Here is a 14,244-nt window from a genome sequence, read left to right on the forward strand (position 1 = left end):
AAGCGAGAACCGGATGCGCGACATCCCCCTGACCCGCCGGCGGCGGCGCCTCACCGCCACGGCGGTCACCTATTCGTGACCGGGCCACCGGCCGGGCCGCACTCGCGTTCCACCGCGTGAGTGCGGCCCCGCTCCCACGCCGGGCGGCGCCCGCGCTCCACCGCGCGGGCGCGGCCCGGCTGCCGGGCCGGGCGGCGCTCGCGTGAGTGCCGCCCGGCTCAGCTTTTTCTAGCGCGCCCGGGCCGCCTTGCCGGCCCCGCCGGCGGTGGCCGTCGCGGACGGGGGCTGAAGCGGCTCGCACACCCGGTCGGAGCGGGATCCGGGACGCCGCTTCGGCAGGGCGCCGGCGGCCAGGTAGGCCGCCACGGTGTTGTCGACGCAGGCCACGCCGTTGAGCGATGAGGCGTGCGTGACGCCGCCCGCCCCCTCGACCAGCGCGGCCCGCGGGAAGCGGCGGCGCGTCTCCAGCGCGCCGCTGAACGGCGTGGCCGCGTCCAGGGTCTCGCTGATCAGCAACACCGGCGGGGCCTTGTCGCCGTCGACCTCGGCCGGGCGCCCCGGCCGGGCCGGCCAGAACAGGCACGGCGCGTTGTACCAGGTGTTGCCCCACGTCTCGAACGGCGCCCGGGCGTGCAGCTTCCAGGCGTCACGCTTCCACGTCGACCAGTCCCGCGGCCAGCGCGCGTCGGTGCAGATCGTGGCCAGATACATCGCGTACCCGTTGTCGCTGCCCTCGTCCTGCGGGTAGTTCTCGTCGTACAGGGTCTTGACCGGCTCGGGGTCACCCTTGACCAGCGCGGCGAAGGCCTGGGCGACGACCGGCCAGCTCTGCACCCCGTAGCCGGCCAGCAGCACCACGTCGTTCCACTCGTCCGGGCCGATCACCCCGGCCGCCGGCGCCTTGCGCAGCTTGGCGAGCTGGGCGTAATACGCCCGGGCGACCTTGTCGCCGTCGTTGCCGAGGTGGTAGGTGCCGTCGTTCTTGGCGATCCAGTCGAAGAACAGGCCGGCGTTGCGGTCGAAGTCGGCGTTCTGCCGCAGGTTCGACGGGTACCAGACAGTCCGCGCGTCGATCACTCCGTCGAGGACCATCCGGCGTACGGCGTGCGGGTACTTCGTCGCGTACAGCTGGCCGAGGTAGGTCCCGTACGAGAAGCCGTAGAAGTTGATCTGCCGGACGCCCATCGCCCGGCGGATGCTCTCCATGTCGCGCACGTTGTCGGCGCTCTTGATGTGCTCGAGCAGCGCTCCCCCGGCCTGGCCGCACTTGCGGGCGTAGCCGGCGGCGCGGCGCAACCACGTCTTCTCGAGCGCGGCGGTGACCGGCACGTAGGACGGCCGGTTGTAGGCGGTGACCTCCGGGCTGCACGCGAGCGAGGGCGTGCTCGCGCCGGCGCCGCGCGGGTCGTACCCGATCCAGTCGTACGCCTTCCCGGCGTCCTGCGGCACGGCGGCGCCCAGCGTGGCCAGGGCCAGACCCGGCGCGCCCGGACCGCCCGGGTTGACCAGCATGACGCCCTGGTACTTGGCGTCGGTCGTCGTGTGCCGCACCCGCGAGACGGCCAGGCTGATCTTCTTGCCGCCCGGTTTGCCGTAGTCGAGCGGGACGCTCAGCCGGCCGCACTGCGCGCCGGCCGCCTTCAGATCGGCATCGGTGCAGGCGCCCCACACGATTCGCGCCTGGTCGGCGGCTCCGGCGGCCGGGGACGCCAGCCACCCTCCGCCCGCCAGCAGCCCGCCGGTTATGGCCGCGGTCAACAGTCTTCTCATGGCCCGCGACGCTAGCGTTCGTCCCCTATTCAATGGTCCTGCCCGATTGGTGCAGTTAATCTGCCGGATCATCGGTCATCCGTTCGGGCGCCCGTTCACGCCCTGGCCGTGCCGGCCGCCGGACGGACGTCGGCTCCCCAGCGGCCGGCGAGGTCGGCGACGACCGGGAGGCTGGTCAGAGACCGGTAGGCGAGGTATCCGAGCACCGCACCGATCGTGTTCGCGGGCAGGTCGTTCACATCCGCCGTCCGCCCGCCGCTCACGACGACGTCGCTCAGGAATTGCGTCATCTCGATGGCAGCGCTCAGCGCGAGACCGGTCAGCGCGACCTGCCGGACGCCTTTCACACGGGCGAGGAACGGGAGCAGCAGACCCAGGGGGAACGTCATGACGATGTTCAGCACGACGGTCCTGGTGTCCAGCCCGGCCAAGGGGACGAAATTCCCCTTCTGGTACCAGGGGATCACGTTGCTGTAGTCGCCGGTGCGGATCTGCAGCGGCAGGGTGACCGCGGCCACGCCGGCCAGATAGCAGCTGGTCAGCCCGGCGATCAGCAGCCGCCGGGGAGTGCAGGCGCCGCGCTTGGAGAGAAGCAGGATCGACCCGGCCATCAGCGCCACGGCTACGGTGCCCCCGGCCGCTACCGGTGAGATTTCGAGGAGGATGCCCGTCATGGGGGTAAATCCTGGCGGCTCACCCCGGGGACCTCGCATCCCTCTGTGGTACCGAGGCGCGGGACTCAGGTACCGGTCGGGACAACGTGCCGGTACCCGGGAAGGATGCGGCGGCGCGGCTGTTCGGTGATCGTTGATCACATGTGCCCTCAACCGACGTCCTGGCCTAACGTGTTGCGGGTGAGAGACCGGGGCACGATGTTCTGCGCGGCCGCCGGGCTGGGCGTGCTGGCCTCCGGAGTGGTCGAGTTCGCGACGCAGGACTGGCTGGAATACTCGGGCCGGCGTCTTCTGGTCGCCCTGGTCGTCCTGGGCACAGCGGTGGCCGTAACGATGGTGCGCCACCGGCCCTGGGCCTCGCTGCTGCTCGTCTGGCTGATTCCGATCGGTCAGGCGGTCACAGCGACACCGGTGGTGATCACCCAGGCGGCGATGGTGGTGGTCGCGTTCGGGCTGGCCCGCTGGGGTGGGCCGGCCGTGCTCCGGTTGAGCGCGCTGTCGATCGCGGCCGGATCGGTGGCCGCGGTGACGCTGTACGGCGTGCAGGCCCTGGAACTCAATATTCCGTACGCCTCCTGGGATCTGATCTTCAGCACCGTCGACCAGCTCGACGTCGGCTGGCGGATCGGCACCTCTGTGGTGCTGGTGGCGTTGCTCGGCACGCCCTGGCTGGCCGGGTTCGCCCTCCGGACCTCGGCCCGGGCCCGCATCGATCTGACCCACGTCGCCCAGGACCGCGACCGCGCGCAGGAGACCGCCCGCGTCCGGGAAGCGCAGGCCCGGCTGGCCCGTGACGTGCACGACGTCGTCGGTCATTCCCTGGCGGTGATTCTGGCGCAGGCCGAGAGCGGCCGGTACCTGCCGGACGAGGACCCCGCCGCCCTCAAGTCGGCGCTGGCCACGATCGCCGCCTCGGCGCGCACGTCGCTGCAGGACGTGCGGCAGGTCCTGACCGCGACCCGGGACACGCCCGACGACCTGGACCGGCTGATCGACAACCTGCGGGACGGCGGTCACGAGGTGGTGTGCAGTCAGCAGGGCGCGCCCCGGCCCCTGGACGCCGGCCGCAGTCCCGTCGTCTATCGGGTGCTCCAGGAGATGCTGACCAACGCGATCCGGCACGGCAGCCGAGGAGGGGCGCTGATCGTCCGGAGAACCTGGTCGCCCGACGCCCTGGAGGTCGAGGTCCGTAACGCGATCGGCGCCGGCCCGGACGACGGTTGCGGGCCTGGGGGGTCGGGACTGAACGGCATGCGTGAGCGGCTCGCCGCGGTCGGCGGCAGCCTGGCCACCGCCACGCACGAGAACGTGTACGTCGCGACGGCGAGGATTCCACTCTCGTGAGCGACAACATCACGGTGCTGGTCGTCGACGATCAGGAGCTGTTCCGCGCCGGTGTCACGGTCATCCTGAACGCCCAGCCGGGCATCCATGTGGTCGGCGCGGCCGGCACCGGCGCCGACGCGGTGCGCCTGACCGAAAAACTGCAGCCGGACGTGGTTTTGATGGATCTGCACATGCCTGGGATGGACGGCGTCGAAGCCACCCGGCAGATCTACGCCACCGCGCGCCCGCGCCCGGTCCGGGTCCTCGTACTCACCACGTTCAACCTGGACGACCGGGCCGCCACCGCGATCCGGCTCGGGGCCAGCGGCTTCCTGCTCAAAGACACCACACCCGCACAGTTGACCGACGCGATCCGCGGTGTCCACGCCGGAAACGCGGTACTCGCCCCCGCCGATCTCTCGGCGCTGCTGACAGCGCAGTTCCCGAAACGCACGCCGGCGCCGGACGCGTACCTCGCACTGACCGCCAAGGAACGCACCGTCCTGCGGGCGGTGGCCCGCGGCCTGTCGAACACGGAGATCGCCGCCGAGATCTTCGCCGGCGAGTCGACCGTGAAGACGCACGTCGGCTCGATCCTGCGCAAGCTCTCACTGCGGGACAGGGTGCAGATCGCGGTGTTCGCTCACGAGCACGGTCTGCTCTCCTGAGACGTCGATCCGCCGGCAGCGCGATGGTCCTGGGCTGCTATCGTCCGCGGTGACCGCTTGCAAGGTGCAACCACTCGGGAGGTTCGCGGTGCCGGACACCACCTGCCACATGTCAATCTCGCTGGACGGCTTCGTGGCCGGGCCCGACCAGAGCCGCGACAACCCGCTGGGCCGGCGCGGCGCCGAGCTGCACGGCTGGCACATCGGCGACCCGCGGGCCACCGAGGCCGACAAGGTCGCGACCGAGTGGCTCATGCGGCCCCGAGGGGCGTACGTGATGGGCCGCAACATGTTCGGGCCGATCCGCGGCGACTGGGACGAGGAGTGGACCGGCTGGTGGGGCGCCGAGCCGCCGTATCACGCGCCGGTCTTCGTGCTCACCCATCACGCGCACGACCCGATCGAGATGGCCGGCGGGACGACCTTCCACTTCGTCACCGGGGGCTTCGACGCCGCGTACGCCACAGCGCTCGAGGCCGCCGGGGACAAGGGCGTGGACATCGCCGGCGGGGCCTCGACCGTCCGGCAGGCGCTGATCGCCGGCGTCATCGACGAGCTCACCCTCGACATCGCGCCGGTTCTGCTCGGTTCGGGCGAGCGCCTCTTCGACGGGGTGGAGTCGTTCGGCTTCGAACCGGTCGAGGTGCTGCACTCGCCGCTGACCACCCACATCCGCTACCGCCGGGCCGGCTGACAGTCCTCAGCTGATCGCGGCGACCTCGGCCGGGGTCAGTTTGAGGCCGGCGGCCGCGATGTTCTCCTCCAGGTGCGCGGCCGAGCCGGTGCCCGGGATCGGCAGGATCTGCGGGGAACGTGCGAGCAGCCAGGCCAGCACGACCTGATGCGGCGTCACGCCGTATTTGGTGGCCGCCTCCTGCACCGCCGCGTTGCTGTCCAAGTTCTGGATCGGCGCCCACGGCAGGAACACCAGGCGCTCCTGCTCGCACAGGTCTACCAGCGACTCCGACTTGCGGTCGTCGACGTTGTAGCGGTTCTGGATCGACACGATCGGCGTGATGCGCTGGGCCGCGCGCAGCTGGGGCTCGTCGAAGTTCGAGACGCCGACGTGCCGGATCTTGCCCTCGTTCTTGAGCTCGGCGATCGCCCCGATCGACTCCTCGAGCGGCACCTTGGGGTCGACCCGGTGGAACTGGTAGAGCGGGATCTGTTCGAGCCTCAGCCGTCGCAGGCTGCCCTCGAGCGCGGCCCGCAGATGCTCGGGCCGCCCGACCGGCACCCACTGGCCCGGCCCGGGTCGCGTCAGCCCGCCCTTGGTCGCGATGACCAGATCTTCCCCGTACGGATAGAGCGCCTCGGCGATCAGCGTCTCGCTCACGTCGGGCCCGTACGAGTCGGCCGTGTCGATGAAGTTGACGCCCAGCTCGACCGCCCGCCGCACCACCGCCTTGGCCTCGTCGCGGCTCTTCGGGTCGCCCCAGATGCCGTCCCCGGTGATCCGCATCGCGCCGTAGCCGAGGCGGTTGACCGTGAGGTCCCCGCCGACGTCGATCGTTCCCGCCGCACCCGCGTCTGTCGTGCTCGTCTCCATGAGGCCGACGCTACGCCCGATCACCGCCAACGGCCTCCGGACGCCGCCAGTCGAAGGTGCAGAAGCCCTGAGGTCCCCAGGCGCTCAGCCCCGAGCCGTCCGGGAACCAGGCGCAGCCCCGCAGCGGCCCGTCCACCCGCATGGCCGTGACGACCTCGCCGTTGAACGGATCGACAATGCGGACCGCGCCGGCGCCGCCCCCGTCGTCGGTGACGGCCAGCCACCGCCCGTCCGGCGAGACCGCGATCGTCGTGACCGAGGCCGGGCGCCCGCGGATCTCGTGCCGCAGGCGCAGGTCCGCCCGGCCCCAGATCCGCAGACCTCCCGCGGTGTCGCCGCTGGCCAGCCAGGTGCCGTCGGCCGAGATCGCGAGGGCCTGAATGGCTCCCCGATGGCCGTCCAGAGTGCCCACCGGCTCGCCCCGGCTCAGGTCGAACACGACGGCCCGGCAGTCGTCGTCGTTCTCCATCCGCGCCTCGCCCGCGACCAGCAGACCACCCGGCCCGTACGCGACGGCGCCCACACCCTCCCGCAGGCCGGACCACCGGTGCAGCCGGGTCCCGTCGGCCAGCCGCCACACGTGGACCCGTGTGTCGCGGCCGCGGGCCCGTCCCCCGTCGGAGGTGACCAGCAGGTTGCCGGCGGGCACGGCGGCGCACGGCCCGGCGCCGAGGTCGTGAAGGGCCAGCTCGAACCGTTTCTGCCCGGTCGAGAGGTCCCAGACCCGCACGGGGTAGCGGCGTTGCGTGTTCGCGTCTCCGGCGCCGGCCGGTTCCCATCCGGTCGCCACGGTCCCGCTGTCCGGAAGCGGGATCACGGTGGGCCGCCCACGGCCGATCTTGCCGAGGACGGCTCGTCCGCCGTCCAGCCCGAGGACGGCTCGTTTGCCGTCCAGCCCGAAGCCGGCTCGTCCGCCGTCCAGGCCGAGGACGGCTCGTTTGCCGTCCAGGCCGAGGACACTGAGGCCGGTCGGCGTGGTCACGGCCAGCCACGACGTGTCGGGGGCGAAGCAGGCCGAGCCGGCGCGCCCCTCGATCGGCAGGTCGGCGACGATCTCATCCGAACGCACGTCCCGAACCAGCACGCCGCCGGGCCGCCGGAACGCCGCGAGCCGGCCGTCCGCCGACACCGCGGCACAGTCCCGCCGGAAATCCCCCGTCCGGTGCGGGCCCGACCGCACGGACCAGACCCGTACGGCCCGATCGCCGTCACCCGGATCCGCGGGGATGCTGTCGCCGGTCAGTAGCCGGGCGCCCGAGGCCGGGGCGGCCATCGCGCGGACACCCCCGCTGTGCCCCGGCAGCACGTCGATCGTGTCGCCCGACTCGACGTCGATGACGTGCACCCCGGCGGCGTCGCCCGGTTCCGGGTCGGCGACGGCAATCCAGCCACCTTGGCGCGGCACGGCCACCGCGGGACCGGCCATGGTGAAGCGGACCCGCCCGGAGCCCGCGTCGCGCACCTCGACCGGGCCCGAGGCGCCGGAGACGATCAACCGGTCGTCGCCGGTGAAGGCGAGCCGGGGCCATCGGGCCGGCAGCGTCGACGTGGCCCGGCTCTCGCCGTCCTCGTGGCGCCAGATGCGCAGCCGGTGCTGGTCGGCCACGGCCAGCAGGCCCGAACCGGCCGAGAAGGCGACCGCCTGGATGGCGTCAAGGTGGCCGCCGAAGCTGCGCCGCCGGCGCCCCGAGCCGACGTCCCAGAGGTGCGCCTCACACGGTTCCCCGCTCGTCCGCCAGTCGCCGGTGGCCAGCAGGCGGCCGTCCGGCGAGAACGCCACCACCCGGGTCCGGCCGGTCTCCAGCGTTCGCCGCAGCGTTCCCGACTCGAGGTCGTACAGCCGGACCTCGCCCGCCCCGGCGCTCGAAGCGACGGCCAGGAGACCGCCGGCCGGCGCCACGGCCACCCGCTCCGATTCCCCCACCGACGGCACCGGCCCGGTCGTCAGGGTGTGCGCCTGCTCGCCCGTCCGAGCGTCCCAGATCCGGATCAGGCCCGCGCCCGGCCATCCGGGCTGGGTGGTAATCAGCCACCGGCTGTCGGCCGAGCTCAGCACGATGTCGAAGGGCGGCCCGCCGTGACCGGCGACCGCCGCGGTCCACATCCTCTGCCCGTCCCGGGCGTCCCACACGGCCACCGTGTCGAAGCCGTCCACCGTGGCGATCCAGCTTTCATCTTCGGCCACGACGACCTCCGTGACACCGCCCGGATGGCCGGGCAGCACCCGCAGCAGCGCCGGATGGGGCAGGTCGGGCAGAACCGTCCGGGCCCGCAGGTGCGGCTCCTCCGGCGGCCGGATCGGCCCGGCCAGGTCGCCCGGCATCCGGCTGAGCAGAACAGCGCCGATCGACCCGGGCGGGTCCAGCGGGTCGAGCAGATGCCCGTTGCGCCGCACCACATCGCGCAGCGCCACCGCGACCGGATCGTCGAACCACCCCAGATCGGCCTCGTACGCGGCCACCCCGTCGTGCCGGATCCGGGTCTGCGCCCATCGCGGATCGACGACCACGCCGAGCCCCTCCACGGCCCGGCCGGCGGCACACAGGTGGTACATCAGGTTGTCGCGCAGGTAATGCTCGCCGGGTGGGACAGACCACCACGGACCCGGCCGGGCCGCCGTCACCAGCCGGTCGTTCAGCTCCCGCAGCCGCCTCCGGTTCCGGTCGCGCAGATGCCGGCGGAGGACGTCGTGCACCCGGATCGTCCCCGTGTCCAGGCGCAGATCGCCGACGAGGGACAGCTCCGCCAGTTCGAGGCAGGCGCTCTCCACATCGGACCCCGGCCAGTAGGCCTCCAGCAGCGAGAACGGGATCGCCGCGTCCTCGGCGAAGACGGCCAGGCTCTGATAGCGCCCGGCGGCTCCTGCACTGAGCAGCGACAGCCCGGCGTCGACGGTGGCCGCGACCGACTCGTCCCGGGCCGCGGGGGCGGCCAGGTCGAGCGCCGCCGGCCCGCGCGCCCCGAGCTGGGCGATCAGCGCCGCCACCGCGCCGGCCGGCTCCGCCCCGAACCGGACCCGCCGGCGGAGAGCCCGGTTGACGATCCTCAGCAGCACGGGCCAGCGCCCGGTGATCCGGCCCAGCTCGGCCAGCCCCGGCGACGGCACCTCCGGGAGGTTGCCGGTGAGCACGGCCTCGGCCTCGGCCCGCTCCATCCGGTCGACGCGCAGTCCCCCGGACGCGAGCGACACCACGTCGAGGCTGCGGGTCGTGACCAGCCGCGAGCAGTTCGCCCCGCCGCTCAGGAACGGCCGCAGCTGAGCCGGATTCCACACATCGTCGACGACGAGAAGGACACGGCCCCGGACGGCGGTGTCCAGCGCCCGCCCGAGCCGGAAGCCGGCCTGCTGCGGGTCGGTCAGCGCGGGCCGCTCCCCCGTCACGTGCTCGACCACGTCGTTGAGGCGCCCGGCCAGCACCGCGCCGTGCGCCGCCTCGCCCAGCGTGACCCAGAGGACGGCCTGATATTCGTGCCGGATCTCGGGCCGGTCGCACAGTTGCCGGACGAGCGTGGTCTTGCCGAAGCCGCCGGTGCCGTGCACGGCCGTGACGGCGGCGACCGCCCGCACGGATGTCATCTCGCGGGCCAGCCGTTCGATGAGGGCGGGCCGCTCGACCGCCTCGTCGAGGTGGGGCACGTTCCAGAAGCGTTCCGGTGGCGGCGGCGGGCCGAACCGCGCATGCAGGGCCACCGCGTCGATCGACAGCCGGTCCGACGCGAGCTCGAGGCCCGTGGTGACGAGCGCGGGCCACACCAGCGGCGCGTGAGCGCCGTACCGGGATCCGAGCGCGGCCACGGCGGCCAGCTCCAGGTCGCCGCGGGCCCGCACATCCAGGACGACGACGTGGATCCGCCGCAGAAGGGCGTCGGCGGACGGCCCGGCCAGCCCGGTGAGGCCCTCGTAGACCCGGGCCTCCTCCCGCATCAGCGGGTTGGCGGCCGGACCGGAGCGGTTGAGGCGGGCGGCCCGGGTCAGCTTGGCCAGGGTGACGGTCACGGCCCGCGAGGCCCGGGGCGAGGTGGCGAGCACGTATTGCTCGTCCGCCTCCGGCGCCTGGCGCCACCGCTCGGCGAACTGCCCGATCGCCTTCGCGAACTCGCTGCCGGGCCGGGCCGAGAAGCTGAGCGAGTGTTTCGCCTGGATCAGAACGGTCGGACCGGACGTGCGCACGACCAGGTCGTCGATGGCGCCGCCGGTTTCGAAGTGGAGCGACTCGACGCGGTGCGGATGCCAGGGCAGCCGGGCGGCGGCGACGGGACCGGCCAGCGTCGCGGCCATCACGAAGGCGCCCACCCGCGCCTGAAAGTCGATGCCGGCGTTCGTGGCGGCGCCCCCGCCGGAACCGGTCATCGCGACAGGATAGCGACGCCGGCGCCGACCGGTCGCGCGGTGGAACCGGCCGGCCGCAGGATCCGCTCTGACCTGCCCATTCGGGACATCCGGCGCGCTCGGTCATGCGATGGTGAGGATCGTGGGAAACGTGTCACGCCGGGCGGCGCCGCTGCTGTGGGCCGGTGTGGCCGCCGCGACGCTGCTCGTTCTCCTCGCGTTCGCGGTGTCCACGCTGGGGCAGCTGGCCGGGCTCATGCTGGCCAGTGCCACCCTGGCCATGGCGGCCATCGCGGCCGGTGTCCGCCTGCACCGGCCCCGCTTCCCGGCGGCCTGGTGGCTGATCCTCACCTCGGTCGGGCTGGCCCTGATCGGCAACGTCATCTGGTCGGCCGTGCTGCCCTCGTCGGTGACCGCCAACGCGGCCGCCATCAACGTCATCTACGGCATCACCTATCCCATCCTGTGTGCCGGGGTGGCCCTCATGCCCAATCACGGGCGGCCCGGCGCCGCCCGGGCCGGGCTCACCGAGAGCGGCATCATCACCTGCGGCACGGCGGTCGTCTGGTGGATGATGTTCGTCGATCCGGCGCTGATCGACACCGGCGATCTCCGCACCCACGCCTATCTGCTGGTCGAGCCGTTCCTCGATCTTGCCCTGCTCGCTCTGGGCGTACGGCTTCTGCTGCTCAGCGACTCCCGCGCGCTCGCCTACCGGCTGGTCGCCGCCTCGTGCCTGGTACGGCTCCTGGCAGACACCGCCTACCTGACCGTCGGCAGCAAAGCCGGCTTCCCGACCATCGTGAGCATCGTCGGCTGGGTTCTGTGCAACGGCCTGCTCGCGGTGGCGGCCCTGCACCCCTCGATGGCCCGCACCGTGCCGCTCGATGCCGCCGCGGGCGCCCCGGGCACGACCAGGATCTACATCGGCACAGTTGTGGCCACGCCCGTGCTCACCGGCCTGTTCCTGCTGCACGAGGGGATGAGCAACAGCCTCAGCAGCCTCGACGTCGTGGTGCCGAGCATCGCCACCGCGCTCACCTCGGCGCTGGTCGTGCAGCGCATGCGCCAGCTCAACCACGTGGCCGACCGGCGCGCCTCCGCCCTCGAGGCGGCCCTGCACAAGGAGGCCGAGCTCCAGCAGGAACTGCGGTACCGCTCCGAGCACGACATCCTCACCAGCCTGCCCGGCCGCTCGGTGCTCTACGACCGGCTCACCACCGCGCTGGCCCGGGAACACCCCGGGGCCCTGCTGCTGCTCGACCTGGACGCGTTCAAGGAGGTCAACGACCGGTTCGGCGACACCGTGGGCGACGAGATGCTGGTGCAGGTCGCGGCCCGCCTGCGTCTGCTCATCGAGCGGCAGCTGGTGGCCAAGCTGCACAGCGACGAGTTCGCCGTCCTGCTCGTCGGCGTCACCGTGGCCGAGGTCCGCGACACCGCCGAGCAGGTGCTGGAGGCCATGCGGCGGCCGATGCCGGTGCAGGGTAACGAGCTGTTCGCGCGAGTCAGCATCGGCCTGCGCGAACTCGAGGACGGGCTGTTGCCGGCCGACGTCGTACGCGACGCCTACCTCGCGCTGCACGCGGCCAAGGAGGCCGGGCGCGACAAGCTCGTGGAGTTCGACCAGAAGCTGCGCGACAAGCGCCTCGAGGCCGCGCGGACCACGGAACGGCTGCGCCGCGCGATCAGCCGCGACGAGCTGGTCGTGTTCTTCCAGCCGCTGATCCGGCTGGCCGACGAGCGCATCACCGGTGTCGAGGCGCTGATCCGGTGGCAGCCCCCGGGCGTGCCGATGGTGCCGCCGGACAAGTTCATCGGCATCGCTGAGGACAGCGGGCTCATCGTGCCGATCGGGACGTGGGTGCTGCGGGAGTCGTGCCGCGTGGTGGCCGACTGGCACCGCGCGTACGGCACCGTCGTGTCGGTGAACGTGTCACCCCGTCAGCTGCGCGAACCCGACTTCGCCGCCACGGTGCTGGACGCGCTGGCCGGCACCGCGCTGCCGCCGGCCGCCCTGATCCTGGAGATCACCGAGGGCGTCCTGGTCGACGAGGGCGCGGTCACCGAGCAGGCCATCGGGCACCTGACCCTGCTGCGCTCGCACGGCGTACGGGTGGCGGTGGACGACTTCGGCACCGGGTATTCGTCGCTGGCCTACCTGCGCGACCTGCCGATCGACCACATCAAAATCGACAGGTCGTTCATGCCCGCCCCCGGCACCACCGACCCGGCCGCCCGCATCATGGTCAAGGCCATCATCGACCTCGCCTCCGGCCTGCGCCTGGGCACGATCGCCGAGGGCGTGGAAACCGCCGAACAGGTGGAGCTGCTGCGCGAGCTGGGCTGCGAGCGCGCCCAGGGCTACTACTACTCGCGCCCGGTGCCCCCGCCCGACGCGGCCCGCCTGATCGTCGAGTCGGCCACCGTCCCGTCGTAGAGCCGCCACTGCCCCTCGCAGACGCGGCGAGGTGGTGCCCGTGTTACCCGGTGCCCAGGCTCGCCGCGAAACGTTCGTAGGTCTCCTCGACCGCCCCGGCCGCGCTCGGCACCACCACCGCGTCGGGGCGGAGGCGTACGACCTCCATCAGGTTGTCGTACATGGTGGCCAGCGCGGCCGGGCCGCCGCCCTGCTCGATGAGCCGGTGATGGTGACGGACCCAGGCGTCGTCGCTGTCGCGGGCCCGGCGCTGGAAGCGCTCGATGGCCGCGTCCCGGTCGTCGATCAGCACGACCTCGCGAAAGGCGGCCCCGTGGTCGCGCGCGAGCCGCTCCCACTCGGCGATCTCCTCGACCGTGGCGTGATATTGAGGCAGGACGACGTCCCGCCCGCCGTCGAGGTGGGTGGCGGCCATCGCCCGCACGAGAGCCGAGCCGGCCGGCCAGGTGTCGATCCGCTCGTCCCGCCACCCGCCGACCATGCGCTGCACGGTGTCGGCGTCGAGGTGGAGGACCCCCGGATGGCGATCGGCGTAGAGCGCCGACAGCGTCGACTTGCCGATGCCCGGCGGCCCGTTCAGATGGACGAATTGCACCATTCGGCGACTCTACCGAACTCTACGTTATTCCTTGACAAGAATATTCTCGGTGAGGAATGCTTCGGCCATGGATGCAGTCCTGGCCGCCCTGGCCGACCCGGCTCGGTGGCAGCTCGTCCAGCTGCTGGCCGAGCGGCCCCGCCCGGTCGGGGTGCTGGCCCAGCTCGCCGGGGCCCGGCAGCCGCAGACGACCAAGCATCTGCAGACGCTGGAGCGGGCCGGCCTCGTCGCGTCCCGGCGCACCGGGCAGCGCCGCGTCTATGCGCTGCGGCCCGGCGTACTGCGGGAGCTTGCGGCCGAACTGGCCGGGCTGGCGGACGCCGGGGAGCGGGCCGGCGCGGCGTTCGAGCGTCACGGCCTGACCCTCGACGCCGAGCGGGAAGCCGCCGGGGCCGCGGGGTGGGCCGACGGCCGCTCGTTCCGGTTCGCCCGGACGCTTCCGGCCGACCCCGGGCTCGTGTGGCGGCACCTCACCGACCCCGGCCTGCTGGCCCGGTGGTGGACGCCGGACGATCTGCGCACCTCCGAGCTGGTCTTCGAGGCACGGCCGGGCGGGCGCATCGTGCAGGAGTACCGCGACGCCGAGGACGCCGACGGCAGCGAGCCGGTCGCCGGGCGGGCCGAGGGCGTGGTCGACGCCGTGCACGAGCGGACCCGGCTGGCCTACCGCCTGTCGCCGCTGCTTCCGGACGGCCGCCCCGCCTTCACGGCCCACGTCGTGCTGACGCTGCGGGCCACCGGCGAGGGCACCGGGCTCGACGTCGGCTACCGGGTCACCGGCAGCGCGATCGAGGCCGCCGACTTCATCGCCGGCATCCAGATCGGTTTCGGTCAGAGCCTCGACCGGCTCGTCGCCACCGTCAGCCCGAACACCCGAGAAGGAGCTTGA

General features: G+C 72.8%; 10 protein-coding genes. 5 read left to right on the forward strand and 5 right to left on the reverse strand.

Features of this window, described 5'->3' with window-relative positions; all coding sequences use genetic code 11:
• Window positions 1–228 precede the first annotated feature (228 nt).
• Together ACZ3I4_RS04620 and ACZ3I4_RS04625 are read right to left on the reverse strand one after the other, a co-directional pair.
• Entirely contained in the window at window positions 229–1,770 is a 1,542-nt protein-coding gene (locus tag ACZ3I4_RS04620; RefSeq protein WP_465380474.1) for an alpha/beta hydrolase, read from the reverse strand.
• Window positions 1,771–1,865: 95 nt separating this feature from the next.
• Window positions 1,866–2,444: a VanZ family protein gene (locus ACZ3I4_RS04625; RefSeq protein WP_465380475.1), complete on the reverse strand. Its 579-nt coding sequence runs from the start codon at window positions 2,442–2,444 to the stop codon at window positions 1,866–1,868.
• A 180-nt stretch (window positions 2,445–2,624) separates the two neighbouring features.
• Between ACZ3I4_RS04625 and ACZ3I4_RS04630 the strand changes: the two genes are divergently transcribed.
• The 3 genes from ACZ3I4_RS04630 to ACZ3I4_RS04640 all read left to right on the forward strand — a co-directional run bounded on the left by ACZ3I4_RS04630 (window position 2,625) and on the right by ACZ3I4_RS04640 (window position 5,132).
• Window positions 2,625–3,788 carry a sensor histidine kinase gene (locus ACZ3I4_RS04630; RefSeq protein WP_465380476.1) on the forward strand — a complete coding sequence of 388 codons (1,164 nt, stop codon included), beginning with the start codon at window positions 2,625–2,627 and terminating at the stop codon, window positions 3,786–3,788.
• On the forward strand, window positions 3,785–4,438 hold the full coding sequence (locus ACZ3I4_RS04635) for a response regulator (protein ID WP_465380477.1): 654 nt from the start codon (window positions 3,785–3,787) through the stop codon (window positions 4,436–4,438). Before ACZ3I4_RS04630 ends, ACZ3I4_RS04635 begins: the two co-directional genes overlap by 4 nt.
• A 109-nt stretch (window positions 4,439–4,547) precedes the next feature.
• Entirely contained in the window at window positions 4,548–5,132 is a 585-nt protein-coding gene (locus tag ACZ3I4_RS04640; RefSeq protein WP_465380478.1) for a dihydrofolate reductase family protein, read from the forward strand.
• Between the two features lie 6 nt (window positions 5,133–5,138).
• Here ACZ3I4_RS04640 and ACZ3I4_RS04645 read toward each other — a convergent pair whose 3' ends face one another.
• Together ACZ3I4_RS04645 and ACZ3I4_RS04650 are read right to left on the reverse strand one after the other, a co-directional pair.
• Window positions 5,139–5,987, reverse strand: a complete 849-nt coding sequence (locus ACZ3I4_RS04645) for an aldo/keto reductase (RefSeq protein WP_465380479.1) — start codon at window positions 5,985–5,987, stop codon at window positions 5,139–5,141.
• A 10-nt stretch (window positions 5,988–5,997) separates the two neighbouring features.
• Window positions 5,998–10,338, reverse strand: coding sequence for an NB-ARC domain-containing protein (locus ACZ3I4_RS04650; RefSeq protein WP_465380480.1), 4,341 nt, complete (start codon window positions 10,336–10,338; stop codon window positions 5,998–6,000).
• A 121-nt stretch (window positions 10,339–10,459) separates the two neighbouring features.
• On the opposite strand from ACZ3I4_RS04650, the gene ACZ3I4_RS04655 reads away from it, so the two are divergent.
• Window positions 10,460–12,757: a putative bifunctional diguanylate cyclase/phosphodiesterase gene (locus ACZ3I4_RS04655; RefSeq protein WP_465380481.1), complete on the forward strand. Its 2,298-nt coding sequence runs from the start codon at window positions 10,460–10,462 to the stop codon at window positions 12,755–12,757.
• Between the two features lie 43 nt (window positions 12,758–12,800).
• On the opposite strand, the gene ACZ3I4_RS04660 is transcribed toward ACZ3I4_RS04655, so the two are convergent.
• Entirely contained in the window at window positions 12,801–13,355 is a 555-nt protein-coding gene (locus ACZ3I4_RS04660; protein ID WP_465380482.1) for an AAA family ATPase, read from the reverse strand.
• Window positions 13,356–13,422: 67 nt separating this feature from the next.
• Here ACZ3I4_RS04660 and ACZ3I4_RS04665 point away from each other — a divergent pair, with 67 nt between their 5' ends.
• Window positions 13,423–14,244, forward strand: a complete 822-nt coding sequence (locus tag ACZ3I4_RS04665; protein WP_465380483.1) for a metalloregulator ArsR/SmtB family transcription factor — start codon at window positions 13,423–13,425, stop codon at window positions 14,242–14,244.

Source organism: Actinoplanes sp. NPDC021490 (assembly GCF_055562135.1).

Excerpts from the sequence above, each read along its gene's own strand:
- ACZ3I4_RS04620 (WP_465380474.1), bottom strand. The coding sequence starts at position 1,770 with ATGAGAAGACTGTTGACCGCGGCCATAACCGGCGGGCTGCTGGCGGGC.
- ACZ3I4_RS04625 (WP_465380475.1), bottom strand. The coding sequence starts at position 2,444 with ATGACGGGCATCCTCCTCGAAATCTCACCGGTAGCGGCCGGGGGCACC.
- ACZ3I4_RS04640 (WP_465380478.1), top strand. The coding sequence starts at position 4,548 with ATGTCAATCTCGCTGGACGGCTTCGTGGCCGGGCCCGACCAGAGCCGC.
- ACZ3I4_RS04645 (WP_465380479.1), bottom strand. The coding sequence starts at position 5,987 with ATGGAGACGAGCACGACAGACGCGGGTGCGGCGGGAACGATCGACGTC.
- ACZ3I4_RS04650 (WP_465380480.1), bottom strand. The coding sequence starts at position 10,338 with ATGACCGGTTCCGGCGGGGGCGCCGCCACGAACGCCGGCATCGACTTT.
- ACZ3I4_RS04660 (WP_465380482.1), bottom strand. The coding sequence starts at position 13,355 with ATGGTGCAATTCGTCCATCTGAACGGGCCGCCGGGCATCGGCAAGTCG.
- ACZ3I4_RS04665 (WP_465380483.1), top strand. The coding sequence starts at position 13,423 with ATGGATGCAGTCCTGGCCGCCCTGGCCGACCCGGCTCGGTGGCAGCTC.